This is a genomic window from Streptomyces sp. NPDC058697 (assembly GCF_042715345.1).
Taxonomy (GTDB): domain Bacteria; phylum Actinomycetota; class Actinomycetes; order Streptomycetales; family Streptomycetaceae; genus Streptomyces; species Streptomyces liliifuscus.
In genome coordinates this window covers 92,194-105,846 of the sequence record NZ_JBHXSU010000008.1, presented here as the reverse complement: position 1 = coordinate 105,846, position 13,653 = coordinate 92,194, and the positions used below count along the sequence as shown (strand labels likewise).

The following is a 13,653-nucleotide window of genomic DNA, read 5'->3' as shown; positions in this document are numbered from 1 at the left end:
TCGTCAGCAGTACAGGTTGCTGCCCGGCGAGACGCCGAGGATCGAGGTGAAGCGGTTGTAGGCGTCCACGCGGCTCTGGACCTGCGCCGGGTTCTTGCCGTCGCACTCCAGGGAACCGTTGATGGAGCGGATCGTCTGGCCGAAACCGGCCTGGTTGACCATGGCGTTGTGCGGGGTCATGGTGCCGGGGCCGTTCTGCGTGTTCCAGTACCAGAGGCCGGTCTTCCAGGCCACGGCGGCGTCGTTCTGCACCAGCCAGGGGTTGTTGAGAAGGTCGATGCCGAGCGCGTCGCCCGCGGCCTTGTAGTTGAAGTTCCAGCTGAGCTGGATCGGTCCGCGGCCGTAGTACGCGGCCTGGCCGGCCGGGCAGCCGTACGGCTGGCCCCAGTCGCAGTAGTGCGGGTAGTTGGCGGTGTTCTGCTCGACGATGTGAACGAGACCGCCGGTCTCGTGGTTGACGTTGGCGAGGAAGGCGGCCGCCTCCTGCTTCTTCACCGTGTCGCTGCCGGTCTTCGCGAAGCCGGGGTAGGCGCTCAGCGCGGCGGTCAGGCCGCTGTAGGTGTAGAACGAATTCCGGCCCGGGAACATCTGGTTGAACTGGCCCTCGGTGACGACGAATCCGGACGGGGTGCCGCCGCCACCGCTCGCGGGCGCGTTCCACTTCTGGTTCGCGCCGCCCGAGCAGGTCCAGATCTGCAGCCGGGTGCCGTTGGCGCTGTTGTTGCCGGTGACGTCCAGGCACTTGTTCGCGGCCGGGTTGACGATGTCGTTCGCTCCGCTGACCACCCACTGCTGGTTGGTGCCGCCGGAGCAGTCCCACAGCTGGACCGCCGCGCCGTCCGCGGTGCTGCGGTCGACTATGTCGAGACACTTGCCGAGCGCACGCAGGGTGCCGTCACCCGGGTTGGACCAGATCTGGGCGCCTGTCCCGTTGCAGTCGTAGAGCTGTACGGCGGTGCCGTTGGCGTTGCTCGCGCCCGCGACGTCGACGCACTTGCCGGCGAGCCCGGTGATCGAGCCGTCGGCGGCCTGGGCGGGCGTCACGGTGAGCAGGGCGGTGAGGACGGCGGACAGCGCGGCGAAGACCGCGAAGCGGCCGAGGAATCGGGGTCTGTGCATGGTTGAGGACGCTCCTTGGGCGTAGGGGGTGGAACGGCCGTCCCCTGAGCGCGGGGACGGCCGTTGTCGGAGCTGGTGCGCCTAGGGGTAGCTGGTCAGATTGGCCACATTGGTCGTGGAGTTGGACGGTCCGCCCGTGCCGTTGACGACGTGCCGGATGGTGCCCACTCCGCCGAGAGAGACGGTCACCATGCTGGTGAAGCGCACATTGGCGTTGTTCGGCGCCTCGATGGCCCGCTCGGCGGCCACGCCCGGATTGACGTTGAAGTAGCAGTAACTGCCGAAGCCGTAGACCTGGTGGCTGGTGACGGAGTCGGCGACCTTGTAGGCGGCGTAGCCCTGCGTGGCGCCGTTCATCCAGGCCGCCTGGTTCGGCGGGTCGTACGGCATCTCGTTCTGGTAGAAGTACGTCCGCCCGCCGTTGCCGTTCCAGATCGTCTGGTACTTCTGGTAGTGCTCGACGAACAGGCCGTACATGGTGACGTTGTCACCGTTGACGATCAGGCCCGTGTCCCCGGTGTTGGTGTTCCAGCCGATGCCGGTGCCGTGGTCGCCGCGCCAGATCCAGGTGTGGTCGCCGATGACGTTGTCGCTGTTGACGACGAGGCTGGTGGTCGCCTTGCCGACGGCGGCGCCGCCGACGCGGAAGTACACGTCGTGCAGGGACGTCGGGTTCGCGGCGTGCGAGGCGGACGAGCCCGTCGGGCCGACCTCCATCAGCGTGGGCGAGTTGGTGGTGCCCGCGTCGAAGAGGACACCCGCGACCCTCACGCCGTCGACGTCGGCCACCTTCATCGCGGTGACGCCGTTGTCCGGAATGAACGTGGCGAGGCCCAGACCGAGGACGACGGTGTTGGCGCGGTTCACCTGGAGCGTCTGGTTGAGGTGGTAGACACCCGGGGTGACCAGGAGATTCTTGCCCGCCGCCAGCGCCGCGTTGATGTCCGCGGCGGTCGCACCCGGCTTCACGACGTAGAAGGTGTCAAGGGACAGCGAGCTGCCGGCCGGGGTTCCGTTCGCCCAGCTGGTGCCGGTGGAGTTGGACCGTACGGACGGCACGAAGACCTGGTAGGCGCCGTTGCCGTCGACGTACAGGGACGGCTTCTCCCGGCTGACCGGGCTCTGCGCGACCGTGGTGTACGGCGGGCTGGGGAAGCTGGTGGCCGGGACGCCCTGGCTGCCGACGAAGACCATGTTCCAGTTGGAGCCGGTCCAGCTGCCGAGCTGGGAGTTGCGGGTCAGCCACTGCTGCTGGCTGCCGGAGTTGACCTGCCCGTCGATCTTGGTGTCGGCCAGCAGACCGCCGCTGGACCAGCCGTTGTCGTCGAGCGCGACATTGCCGCGCAGATGCATCCGGCGGTACGAAGCCGCCTGCGAGACCGCCCAACGGTCGGTACCGCCGGTCGGGTTGACGGACAGGTTCTCGGCGCCGCGCCAGAAGTTCTGTGTCGCGTTGCCCTGGAACCAGTCGGCCTCGGAATGCACCGAGCCGTTGATCGTGACCGCGTCCGGGGTCAGACCCAGACCCGCGACCTGGGTGTAGAAGCCGACGTTGACATCGGCGTTGTAGGAACCCGGCTTGAACAGGACGGCGTAGCGCTGGGAGCCGAACTGGTTCGTCTCCTGCTGCTGGAAGATCGAGTTCACCCTGGTCTGGATCGTCGAGGACGACATCGAGGGGTCGAAGACGACGACGTTCGGGCCGAGGTCCGGATTCGTGCCGGACTGGGTCACGGGGACCACCTGGAAGCGCTGGGCGGTGCTGCCGTTGCAGGTGTACTGCACGAACTGCACGCTGTCCGCGGTCGAGGCGCCGGGGTCGTCCAGGCACTTGCCGCTGTTGCGGTTCACGAAGTGGTAGGCGCCGCCGCCTTCGTCGACCGGCAGCCACTGCTGATTGGTGCCGCCGCCGTAGGCCCACAGATGGACCGGCGCGTTGTCCGCCGTGGACAGGTCGGCGACGTCCACGACCTGGCCGGTGTTGTTGCCGTTGTTGATACGGACGTAGCCGTCGCTGGTGGCGGTGAAGCTCCACTGCTGGGCCGTCGAGCTGTTGCACGCGTACTGCTGTACGACGGTGCCGTTGGCGGTGGCGGCGGACCTGGCGTCCAGACATCTGCCGCTCGCGGCGTTCATGACGGTGGCGAAGCCGGTGGGCAGTGCGGCTACCGCGTTCGCCGCCGCACTCGCGGGCGCGGGTGCGGAGGTGAGCAGCGAAGCGACGGCCGCGGTGACCAGCGCGGCGGCGGTGGATCTGCGGCGCCGCTTCAGTGCGGCGGGCAAGTGGGTGAACACGGATTCTCCTTGCCGAAGGGCTCGGCGGATGGGGGGTGGGGGCCGAAGGGGTCGGCGAATGGTGGGAGTGGGGGTTGGAGTGGGGTGGGGCTGGATCAGCCGGTGTACGCGGCGAGGACGCGGGTGTAGTCCCAGTCGGACTGGCCCACACCGGAGCAGCTGTCGGCGGGGCCGCCGGTGCACGGACGGTCGCGGTTGACGGACCAGAAGGTCAGCCGGGCCAGGTGGTGTTGCTGGGCGTAGGCGAGCATCGTCCGGAAGTCGTTCACCGTGACGGTCTCGTTCTGGTCGGTGATGCCGTTCATCGACGAGATGCCCATGAGCCGGTATGCCTGTTCGTCGCTGTAGCCGTAGGCGTTCCTCAGCGCGTTCTTGAGGCCTTCGGCGGCCTGCGTACTGAGGGTGCCCATGTTCTGGCCGACGCCGCCGAAGTTGAACGGCATGATCGTCCAGGCGTCCACGGTCAGACCGGAGTTGGCGGCCCGGTTGATCAGGCTGGTGTCGGGCCCGCTCTGGCCGGTGCCGATGGTGACGTACACCTTGAGGCCGGCGTTGTTGGCCTTCACGGTCTTCAGGGCATCCACGGTCCGCTGCTGCACGGTCGGGCTGTTGTAGGCGTCGGCTTCGAGATCGATGTCGATGGCCTTGAGCCCGTACGCGCTGATGACCCGCTGGTACGCGGCGGCCAGCTCGCTCGCGGTGGAGCAGGAGCTCTCCAGCTTGTTGCCGCTCCAGCCGCCGAAGGACGGGACGACGTCGCCGCCGTTCGCCCGCACGGTGTTGATCGTCTGCTGGTCGACGCCGCCGGTCAGCGCCCGGCCGCCGTCCCACTGGGGGTTGCAGTAGCCGTTGCTGAGCACGAAGGCGAGGGTGAAGTACTTGACGCCGGTGGCGTTGGTGACCGTGGTGGGGCTCGGCGGGCTGCCCCAGCCGTTGTAGAGGTAGGGCGCCACGGCCATCGGCGTGGACGGGTTGCCGCCGTCACCGGGGGCGGGCGCGGTCCACTTCTGGTTGGCGCCGCCGCCGCAGCTCCAGATCTGTATGCGGGTGCCGTTGGCGGAGTTGTTGCCGGTGACGTCCAGGCACTTGCCGGCCTGCGGGTTGGTGATGCCGTTGCCGGAGGAGACCGTCCATTTCTGGTTGGCGCCGCCGGTGCAGCTCCACAGCTGCACGGTGGCACCGTCGGCCGTCGAATTGCCCGTGACGTCAAGGCACTTGCCAAGGGCGCGGACGGTGCCGTCGCTGCCGACCGTCCACTGCTGGGCGGCGGTGCCGTTGCAGTCGTAGAGCTGGACGGCCGTGCCGTCGGCGGAGTTCGCCCCGGCGACGTCAAGGCACTTCCCGGCGAGGCCGGTGATGGTGCCGGTGGCCGCCTGCGCGGGGGACGCGGTGAGCAGGCCGGCGGCGAGGGAGAGAGCGGCGAGGGAGACAACTGCGGAGAGAGATCTGGGCATGCGCGCAGGGGCCCTTCGTGGGGGGATGAGCAACCGAGGCATCGTTCACCTCGTGAACGCTGGATGTGTCACACGGTGCGATGCTGAGCCGTGAACCTAAAGGTCTGGACCGCTTTCGTCAAGAAGTGAAGTAAGCTGTGAAGGAAGTGAGTTGCAGCTTCCGGCCAGGCTTCGTTCGCCCGCAGGGGTACGCATGCCAGCCGTTCGTCCCGCGTTGGCGCGCCCGCAATCCAGTGACCCTGAGTGCGCACGGAACAGCCACCTGGGCCACTCCTGTCGCACAGCCCTATTTGGTACCGCTTGCCTTCTCGGCCCGGCTGCTGTTCTGGAAGTGAAGTGACGTGACGTGACGTGATGGCCGTGATGTGCCGTCGATCGTCTGCGGCGGCATTGTGGCTGGTCGCGCAGTTCTCCGCGCCCCTGTGGGGCGCTGCGCCGGGGCAGCTTTGATGGATCCGGCTCTGGCGGGCTCAGCTGAGAGCAGGCAGGTGTCGGGCGAAGCGGCGGACGGCATCGGTGAAGGCGTCCGGATCGTCGAAATTCGAGAGATGCCTTGCCCGTGGGATCAATTCGACACGGGCGTCCGGATGCGCGCGGGCGAAATCGCGCTCGCCGGACCGGAAGACGGTGTCCTTCTCGCCGTTCAGGATGAGTACGGGAGCTGGCACATGACGCATCGAGCCCGCATCGAAGCGACCGAGTACCTCGCCCCAGGCGGCCGGCAGAGTGTGGAAGGCGTAGCCCGAGCGGATGGTCGCCTCGACCACCTCGGGGGGATAGGACCGGCGCAGCAGCCGGTCGTTCCACCTGGCCAGCCGGTCCGCCGACAGCCGAGGGACGAGCCCGGCGACCCATCGATAGGGAGTTGCCCACGGGCCACGAGTCGAGGCACTGGCCCCCGCGAGGACCAGCCCGCGCAGCTGCTTCGGGCGTTGCCGCGCGAACTCCAGCGAGGCGTATCCGCCGAGCGAGTGCCCGACGACCAGAGCCGGCCCGCGGTCGAGCGAGTCCACCGCGGAAGCGATGATCCCGGTCGCCGCGCTCAGGCTCCAGGGCTGGGCCGAGCGGGCGCCGTGGCCCGGCAGGTCCACGGCGACTACCGGGAACTCCTCCCGCAGCGCGGCGACCTGTGAACTCCACTGTCCCGCGCTGAACCGCGTCCCGTGTACGAAGACGATGGGTGGCGCATCCGCTTCAGTCACACGCCCCCCCCAGATCGGCACTCCCTCGGACCAACGCTTACCGGTCGGACCAACGCTACCGGTCGGACCGACTCTGCCGGCGGGGGCCATCTCCGGTCTGAGACGCGGAGAACCAGCTCATCGCGGAAGAGGTTCAGTCGGGGGCTGTGGGTCTCCGGGGGCGCCTGGTCGCCTACACCGATCTCCAAGCTCGGCCGCGCTCTTGTCCGGGCGCGGCGAGATGTGTGCCGGGGAACGAGCTATGCACCGTCGTTGCCATCGCGCAGGGAACGGATCATGCTCTGCAGGGTCCGGAACGCGCCTGCCTGCTCGGTCTCGGTCATGCCGGCCAGCATTCTGACCTCGACGGACCGGACCGCCACGGTCGCCTTCTCCAGGCTCCGTCGGCCGCGAGGCGTGAGCCGCGTGGGGAGAACCTTCCCCACGGGTGCCTCCGCGGGCCTGGTCACGTAGCCCTCCCGTTCCAGGGTCTGGAGCAGCACGTTCATCGACTGCCGTGTCACGAACGCGCCCCGCGCGAGCTCGGAGTTCGACAACCCCGGCCGTTGAGCCAGCAGTTCGAGGCAGGAGTAGTGCGTCACGCTCATCCCGAGCGGCCGCAGCACCTCCTCCATGGCCGCGCGCAGGACGCTCGACGCCTGTTTCAGCAGGTAGCCGAGTGACGTCTCCAGGTCGACACCGTCTTGATTCATGTCAGCATTCTGACATAGGTTGACCTGTGTCAGAAAGCTGACACGAAGAGAAGGAGCATCATCATGCCCGCCACCGGCCCCGACTTCATCTCCCTCCAGGCGCGCGACCTCGACGCTTCGCAGGCGTTCTACGAGCAGTACCTCGGCCTCGTCCGCTCGCAGGCGGGACCTCCGCACGCCGTCGTCTTCGAGACGAAGCCGATCGCGTTCGCACTCCGCGACGTCGTTCCCGGCACCGATCTCGCATCCGTTGCCCAGCCCGGCATCGGTGCCGCGATCTGGCTCCACGCCACCGACGTCCAGGCCATCCACGATGCTCTCGCCGCCGACGGTCACACCATCGTCTCCGCACCGATCGACGGCCCCTTCGGCCGGACCTTCACCTTCGCCGACCCCGACGGCTACCGGGTCACCCTCCACGACCGCGCCTGATCGGCCAACGCCACCGGACGATCACCGATCACCGATCACCGATCACCGATCACCGAAGATCGCGGTCGCGGTCGCGCCCTGGGCTAGTGCGTGACGCCAGTTTCTGCCCCGCTCGCCACTGCCGATGAGCACACTGCGGTAGAGGCAACCCGGGGCACCTACCGGCGCATCATGTCCGCCCAACGACACCCTGAACGCCGCGCCGGTAAGACCGACCTCCCGGCCGTCACACCAGCAATCAGTCGCGGCGTCCCGGCCGGACCGCCCTCGGCTTCCGCAACCAGACCCATTGCTCCGGTTTGCAGGAGTTGTCTCCAACCGCTGCTTCGCGTTCGGCTTTTGCCGCCGTGAGCAAGGCCGTTGACCCTCACGTGGCGTCAGGCTGCATAGTCGGTGCCGTGGAGGATCACTTGACCGTGGGACGCGTGGCCGAGCTGGCCGGTGTGAGCGTCCGCACGCTGCATCACTATGACGAGATCAGGCTCGATCGGCCGTCGGCGCGGACCGCGGCCGGGTACCGGGTCTATTCGCCGGGCGACGTGGAGCGCCTGCGGGAGGTGCTGGCCTATCGGCGGTTGGGCTTCGGACTGCGGGTGGTTGCGGAACTGGTCGGCGACCCGTCCACCGACGCGGTCGCGCACCTGCGCCGACTACGTGGCCTGCTGCTTGAGCGGCGTGATCGGGCTGACGCCATGATGGCGGCCATCGACAGGGAACTTGAGGCACGCGCGAAGGGCCTGCAGCTGACGCCGGAGGAGCAACTGGAGATGCTCGGTGCCCGGTTGTACGACGCGATCGGCGGCGCCTACACCGCGACACGGCGTACCGAGCCGCGGATCGCCGCGCAGATCTGGGACGCGCTCGGGGACGCTCAGACGGTGCTGAACGTCGGGGCCGGCACCGGCTCGTACGAGCCTGCTGATCGCGACGTGACCGCGGTGGAGCCATCGGCGGTCATGCGGGGGCAGCGGCCGGCAGGCTCGGCGCCGTGCGTGGCAGCCGCCGCGGAGAGCCTGCCGTTCGAGGACCACTCCTTCGACGTCGCGATGGCCGTCTCCACCGTGCACCACTGGGGGGACCCGGTAGCGGGGCTGCGCGAGATGCGGCGCGTGGCCCGCCGCGTGGTGGTGCTTACGTTCGACACCGACGAGCCCGGGTGGCAGGACCGGTTCTGGCTCACCCGCGACTACCTGTCCGAGTTCGCCGCCGCCCTCGCGGGATTTCCCTCGCTTGCTGAGATGGCAAGACGCGATCGGCGCCCGCGCTGAGCCGGTGCCCATCCCGTGGGACTGCGCCGACGGCCTGTTCGAGGCGTACTGGCGCAGGCCGGGGGCGTATCTGGAGGATCACGTACGTCGTGCGATGTCGGTGTGGACGAGGGTCGGGCCGGAGGCCGAGCAGCGGGCCGTACGAAGCCTCAGCGCCGACCTCGACTCGGGCCGGTGGGTCGAGCGCAACAGCGACCTCGCCGACCTTGACGCGGCAGATCTCGGCCTCCGCCTGCTCACGGCTTGAGCCGCGTCGCAGCGGCGGCACGGCTGGTCAACTGCCAAGGGCGGCCGGCCTCGTCGACCAACGCCCGTATCCCCCCGTATCCCCCTGTATCCCCCCGTTTGCTGTGCGATGCGAGGCGGTCGACCGTGGCGACGTTCGGAATCACGTCGCCGATCAGTCGGTGCGTGTCGTCGGACAGGGGCGCTGAACTGCCCCGGGGCCGGGCGGGGTTGCTCCGGTCTCGGTTGAATAGCCGCGGTGGCAGCGCTTGGAGCGCGCCCGGCACCGGCCCGCGAGCTCCGCGAGCCCCGAGGGCGCCCACACCGTCCCCCGTTCGAGCGATGGTGCCGCATCGCGCCGTGCCTCAGCATCGAGAGCATCACCGTCACCGGGAGGAAAGCCCATGAAGTTCGCACGTCGGCTCAACGCTCTGGCCGCGGCTCTTGTCATGGCTGCGGGCGGCGCCCTCCTCGCGGGGGCGGCGCCGACGAGCGCGGCCGAGCCCGACCCCGGGAGCCTGTTCCGCAACACGGGCAACGGCCTGTGCATGTCCACCGCCGACGACCCCGCCAACGCCTTCCAGGGCACGGCCACCTTCGCGCCCTGCGACCTGGGCGATCCCCGGCAACGGTGGCGGCTGGAGCTGGCGAACCAGCCGGCGTGGCAGGTCGTCTCCGTCAGTACCGGCAAGTGCGTGGCGGACGTGGCCGGTTGGGGCCTGGCCTGGCTCGGCGCGTGCGACGCGAACGACGTCAATCAGTTCTGGCACTTCAACGGCAACGACGCCGGGGACCTGTTCTGGGTGTCTCACGACGACGGCAAGCTCCTGAGCACGCCCTACCGGCAGGGCACGTCCTATGTGACGGTGCGCAACGATCTCGACCCCAAGGACGCACGCTACAAGTGGCGGCTCCTCCGGTGACGGCGACCGCCACGGCTCCATAAGCACTGTGACGTAAACGATCTACGTGTCTTCCGTGGCCAATAGCCCTGCCTGCTGGTCGGAATGTGCGGCAAACTTGGGGCAGCATGCGCGGTCGAGGGGACGGGGAGGGCGCATAGAGCGGACCAGTGAGTCGATGACGCGTTGCGGTACGTCTGTGCTGGAGGCGCTTGGTGTTGCCGGCTGGACAGCAGGTCGCAAAATCGCCACTGCGGGCTGGACGCAGCAGCTGACAGGCGCGGGGTTCGAACTCAACGACATGGCACTCGGGGTCTGGGCCGAGTTCGGCGAGCTGACGATCGAGAGTTCCGCGGTCCGCGTCCCCGGCTCGTCACTGCACATAGATCCTGTTGACGCCTGCATCGACACCGCCGAGGAAGCGTTCACGCTGAGGCGTCGATACGCGGAGAACTACAGCCCTCTGGGTATGTGGTCGGTCCAGTTCAGGTCGTATATCGCGGCGAGCGGGCGCGTCGTCGCCGTGGGGCCGAACGTCCTGTGGCCGCTGGGTTCAACCTTCGTGGAGGCGTTGGCCTACGTGGTGGATGGCGATGGCGGCGTCAATCGTGCAGAACAGGCAGACTGGCTCGCCAACTGCCTCCCCGGCAGGTGAGACGAGCTTGCGATGGCTGGTGTGATCACGGCGTCGGAGCCGTCTTGGGCAGCTCCGTTCACCGGGCTGAGCCCATGTCAGTTGAGCCACCTGGTCGCTGAGTTGAGGCGTCAGGGGGCTGATCCGGTGTGCAGGGGGCCGGTCGTGGAACTGCCGCTGGAGGACCGAGTGCTGCTGATCGCTGTCGTGCGAGGCCGCTCAGCGGAGGAGTTTCGCGAGCTGGGCCATCTCGGTGGGTGGGTCGATCACCGGCTGGATGAGGAGTTCGTCGATGCCGGCCTGTTCCAGGGTGGTGATGCGGGCGAGGAGGTCGTCGCGGGTGCCGACCAGGGCCAAGGTGTTCATCAGCGAGGGCAGCACCAGATCCCGGTCCTGCGGTGCGATGCGTCCGAGGTAGTTGAGGTAGAGCTTGGTGTGCCGGTCCGGCGCGGTGGCAGTGGTGCCGCGCCGGTCGAGGAGCCGCCGCACCGCCTCGCGTTCCTCGGGGCCGAGTTGCCCGGCGAAGGCGTGTGTGTCGGCGGCGGTGTCGGCCGCGAAGGCCAGCAGCGACAGGACGAGGTGGCCCGTCGCCTCCCGGGCCGCGTCGCCGTGGGGGTCCTCGTCCTCGTCGAGGATGTGGAGCGAGGTGACCACGTAGGAGTCCGCCCGGGAGGCCATGTGGGACTCGGGGTCGCGGGGTGTGCGCTGGGCGGCGTGGCGGCGGGTGTCGTGCAGCGCGTGCCAGGCGGTGGGGTCCAGCAGGCCGAACGAGATGAGGCCGGTGCCGCGGCGGCCGGCGACGCCCGCGGCCTTCGGCCCGAGCAGCGCGGCCACGACGAACTCGATCGGGTCGGCGGTGTTCACGTGCGCCCCGGCGTGCAGGAACCGGATGTCGCGGACCCGGTCTCCTTCGCGGTACTCGGTCGAGCGCCCGGCACACAGGTCCTGCAGCGCGGCGGTGAAGTTCTCCAGCCCGGCCGCCGTGGTCGGCCGCATGCCCAGGGTGCGCCTGGCGGTGTTTCCGGTGCCGACGCCGCAGATGATCCGGCCCGGCGCCAGGGCGTTGAGGCTGGCGAGCCCGCTCGCGGCGGCCGGGGCCGAGCGCAGCGCCGGTGAGGTCACGCCGATGCCGAGCCTGATGCGGCTGGTGGCCTTCGCGCACAGGCTCAAGGCGACGAACGGGTCGCCGTGGACCATCGGCGTGTCGTTGACCCAGAAGCTGTCCAGGCCCAACTCCTCGGCCCGCACGGCGAGGTCCTCCACACCGGGCTGCGCGGCGACAACGACGCCTGCACGCATCAAAACCTCCAAGGCGTGCGGATGGAACCGAACTTGGCCAGCATGGCAGGTCCCGGCGCAGGGCCGTTGCGGAGTCGCGCGAACTTGCGGCGTTGCAGGGCGGGGTGACCGTGCCTGACACAACGACGCTCCGTTGCGGGCGGATGCCCTTCCCAACTCGTCTGCCTGCAACGGAGTGTGCTGCCGCTCGCGGCGTCCGCGGTGGTGGCAGCCGCCTGCTCGTACCCGGCAAGCGGACAATGGGCCGCCGCGACCGCGCAGACCACCCTGGCCCGGCTGGCTGCCAGGGTCGTCACCGCCGACGCGCCGCACACCCGCCGCGAGCACGTCCGCTTCCTCACCCAGGACCAGCAGGCGCACTACCTGCTGGTGGTCAAGAACAACCAGCCGTCCCTGCTCACGGCGCTGCGCTCGCCACCCTGGAGCCGGGGCACCGCCCGCCATGCGGCCCGCAGCCGCGGGCATGGGCGGCGCCGGGGCTGGACTTTCCAGGCACGGACGACCCCGCAGCGGTGGGAGGAGCCCACAAGCGACGCGGAGTGCGCCTGGGTTGGACCTTGGGCCTGAGCTGTCCCGGAACTTCCCCGAAAATGCATTGAGGCTGAGCCGAGTCGGTCCGAGCCTGGTCCGGATCTTGGACCGGCCTGTGGCGTCGGCGTGTGAGGCCCGGGGTTCGAATGGTGCAAGTAGTCAAAACCGCTGTGTGGGCCCTGTGCGTCGCGGATCCTGAGCCGAAAGGACCAGTTGCGACTGTGTAGTTGGCCCGGAGCGCGCGCCTCCTTGACCGGCGGTGCGACCGTCTGGCCGTGTTCAGGGTGCGTGTGACTGAGTGAGCATCATCGCGGGGCCGGAACCGTCCTGGTGTTCATACAGAGCAGCCTGTGGCGGTTTCGGATCGGGATGCCTTTGCCCACCCCATGGCCAGGGTCCATGCGTCGATGTCCTGGTAGCGCCGCGGGCCTGGGTGGCCTCTTTCCGTGCTGCCGACCAGGTGGAGGCGTTCGGTCTGCCAAAGGCGTCCGGTGAAGCCGTCGAGGCAGGCGGCCGCCGCCGCTACGGACGCCTTGTCGTAGCGGCGAGTGCGGGCCAGCGTGAGGTGGGGACGCAGCGGACGTTCGGCGAAGGCGATGTCGCAGTCCTTGATCCGCGCCCGTACTGCTTCGGCCAGCTCGTGCAGTTTGTCGATATCGCCCTTGATGCCGCTCCACAGCACTCGCTCGTCGAAGTGTCCGCCGCCGAGCAGTGCCAGTTCGAGAGAGGGGCGGGCAGCCGCCAGGTCGGCGAGGGGTGAACGAAGCCGCTGTACGGCCTGCACCGGCAGCTCGCCCAGGAAGGCCAGGGTGATGTGCCAGTCCTCGATGCGGTTCCAGCGCAGGTCGGGGTAGGCGGCGTAGGCCGGGCTCAGTGCGCGTGCCAGCTCGTTCTTCGCATCGTCGGGCGGCGCGAGGGCGACAAACGCGTGCTGGGTGGCGCTCTGGGGCGATTCGGTCACGGATGTCTTCTTACCTCATGCGTCCGCGGGGCCGAAACCTGACTGCCCGCAGCGCGGACGTCCGCTGCACATCTCTGCTCGCCGTCCCAATCACTGATGTGGCGAGTGGATGAGCAAATTCTCCTGACTGGACTCGCTCGGTAGGGGCTCGCCCTTGAAGGTCAGCGGAGATCGCCTGGTGACTCCGTGTGAAGGGTGAGCCGGAAGCCGGAAGCCGGAAGCCGGAAGCCGGAAGCCGGAAGCCGGAAGCCGGCGGGTGGGTAACCTCCTTCCGCCTCCAGGTGTCCCACGCGCCCAACCTCGCCTACGAGCTGTGTCAGCGCAAGATCAAGGACGAGCAGGTGGCGGGCCTGGACCTGTCCTGCTGGGAGCACGCGGGCAACAGCGTTGGCCTTGAGAACGTGATCGATGTCGTCGACGATGGTGTACAACCTGGTGATCACATCCGGTGACAGGTCGCGCAGGGAGACGTTCGGCTCGATCGGGCCGTGTTCGAACGCGTCGGTGCCGGTCAGGTACGGCTCCCCGGCGGTGGTCGCCAGGACCACCAGGTCCGACGACCGGATCAGTTCCTCGACGTCCTCGTGGACGACAATCTCAGGCGGAGCCGCCGACACCGAGGGGTCGGCGGCCACCTTT

General features: G+C 68.8%; 12 protein-coding genes and 1 pseudogene. 5 read left to right on the top strand and 8 right to left on the bottom strand.

Annotated elements, in window-relative coordinates; translation table 11 throughout:
• Positions 1 to 3: 3 nt before the first annotated feature.
• The 5 genes from ACFWXQ_RS20940 to ACFWXQ_RS20920 form a co-directional block, all read right to left on the bottom strand.
• Positions 4 to 1,119 (bottom strand): glycoside hydrolase family 19 protein, encoded by a 1,116-nt coding sequence (locus tag ACFWXQ_RS20940; protein ID WP_383949724.1) that lies wholly within the window; start codon positions 1,117 to 1,119, stop codon positions 4 to 6.
• Positions 1,120 to 1,200: 81 nt separating this feature from the next.
• Positions 1,201 to 3,333 carry an RICIN domain-containing protein gene (locus ACFWXQ_RS20935; protein ID WP_383949754.1) on the bottom strand — a complete coding sequence of 711 codons (2,133 nt, stop codon included), beginning with the start codon at positions 3,331 to 3,333 and terminating at the stop codon, positions 1,201 to 1,203.
• Between the two features lie 176 nt (positions 3,334 to 3,509).
• The gene (locus tag ACFWXQ_RS20930; protein ID WP_383949727.1) at positions 3,510 to 4,868 is read right to left on the bottom strand and encodes a lectin; all 1,359 of its coding nucleotides are present in this window, start codon (positions 4,866 to 4,868) and stop codon (positions 3,510 to 3,512) included.
• Between the two features lie 470 nt (positions 4,869 to 5,338).
• A complete protein-coding gene (locus ACFWXQ_RS20925; protein WP_383949730.1) occupies positions 5,339 to 6,070 on the bottom strand; it encodes an alpha/beta fold hydrolase in 732 nt (243 codons plus the stop codon).
• Between the two features lie 239 nt (positions 6,071 to 6,309).
• Complete coding sequence (locus tag ACFWXQ_RS20920) at positions 6,310 to 6,762, bottom strand: MarR family winged helix-turn-helix transcriptional regulator (protein ID WP_383949732.1); 453 nt, start codon at positions 6,760 to 6,762, stop codon at positions 6,310 to 6,312.
• Between the two features lie 63 nt (positions 6,763 to 6,825).
• On the opposite strand from ACFWXQ_RS20920, the gene ACFWXQ_RS20915 reads away from it, so the two are divergent.
• The 4 genes and pseudogenes from ACFWXQ_RS20915 to ACFWXQ_RS20900 all read left to right on the top strand — a co-directional run bounded on the left by ACFWXQ_RS20915 (position 6,826) and on the right by ACFWXQ_RS20900 (position 10,244).
• A complete protein-coding gene (locus tag ACFWXQ_RS20915) occupies positions 6,826 to 7,194 on the top strand; it encodes a VOC family protein (protein WP_383949737.1) in 369 nt (122 codons plus the stop codon).
• Between the two features lie 416 nt (positions 7,195 to 7,610).
• Positions 7,611 to 8,709: pseudogene (locus ACFWXQ_RS20910) on the top strand (methyltransferase domain-containing protein).
• Between the two features lie 382 nt (positions 8,710 to 9,091).
• Positions 9,092 to 9,610: a ricin-type beta-trefoil lectin domain protein gene (locus ACFWXQ_RS20905; protein ID WP_383949739.1), complete on the top strand. Its 519-nt coding sequence runs from the start codon at positions 9,092 to 9,094 to the stop codon at positions 9,608 to 9,610.
• 178 nt (positions 9,611 to 9,788) lie between these two features.
• The gene (locus tag ACFWXQ_RS20900) at positions 9,789 to 10,244 is read left to right on the top strand and encodes an SUKH-3 domain-containing protein (RefSeq protein ID WP_383949741.1); all 456 of its coding nucleotides are present in this window, start codon (positions 9,789 to 9,791) and stop codon (positions 10,242 to 10,244) included.
• Between the two features lie 198 nt (positions 10,245 to 10,442).
• Here the strand turns inward: ACFWXQ_RS20900 and ACFWXQ_RS20895 are convergent, their stop codons facing one another.
• Positions 10,443 to 11,522, bottom strand: a complete 1,080-nt coding sequence (locus ACFWXQ_RS20895) for an LLM class flavin-dependent oxidoreductase (RefSeq protein ID WP_383949743.1) — start codon at positions 11,520 to 11,522, stop codon at positions 10,443 to 10,445.
• A 177-nt stretch (positions 11,523 to 11,699) separates the two neighbouring features.
• Between ACFWXQ_RS20895 and ACFWXQ_RS20890 the strand changes: the two genes are divergently transcribed.
• Positions 11,700 to 12,089, top strand: coding sequence for a hypothetical protein (locus ACFWXQ_RS20890; protein ID WP_383949746.1), 390 nt, complete (start codon positions 11,700 to 11,702; stop codon positions 12,087 to 12,089).
• Between the two features lie 298 nt (positions 12,090 to 12,387).
• Here the strand turns inward: ACFWXQ_RS20890 and thpR are convergent, their stop codons facing one another.
• Entirely contained in the window at positions 12,388 to 13,014 is a 627-nt protein-coding gene (gene thpR, locus ACFWXQ_RS20885; protein ID WP_383949749.1) for an RNA 2',3'-cyclic phosphodiesterase, read from the bottom strand.
• Between the two features lie 161 nt (positions 13,015 to 13,175).
• Positions 13,176 to 13,649, bottom strand: a complete 474-nt coding sequence (locus ACFWXQ_RS20880) for a hypothetical protein (RefSeq protein WP_386268823.1) — start codon at positions 13,647 to 13,649, stop codon at positions 13,176 to 13,178.
• Positions 13,650 to 13,653: the final 4 nt, after the last annotated feature.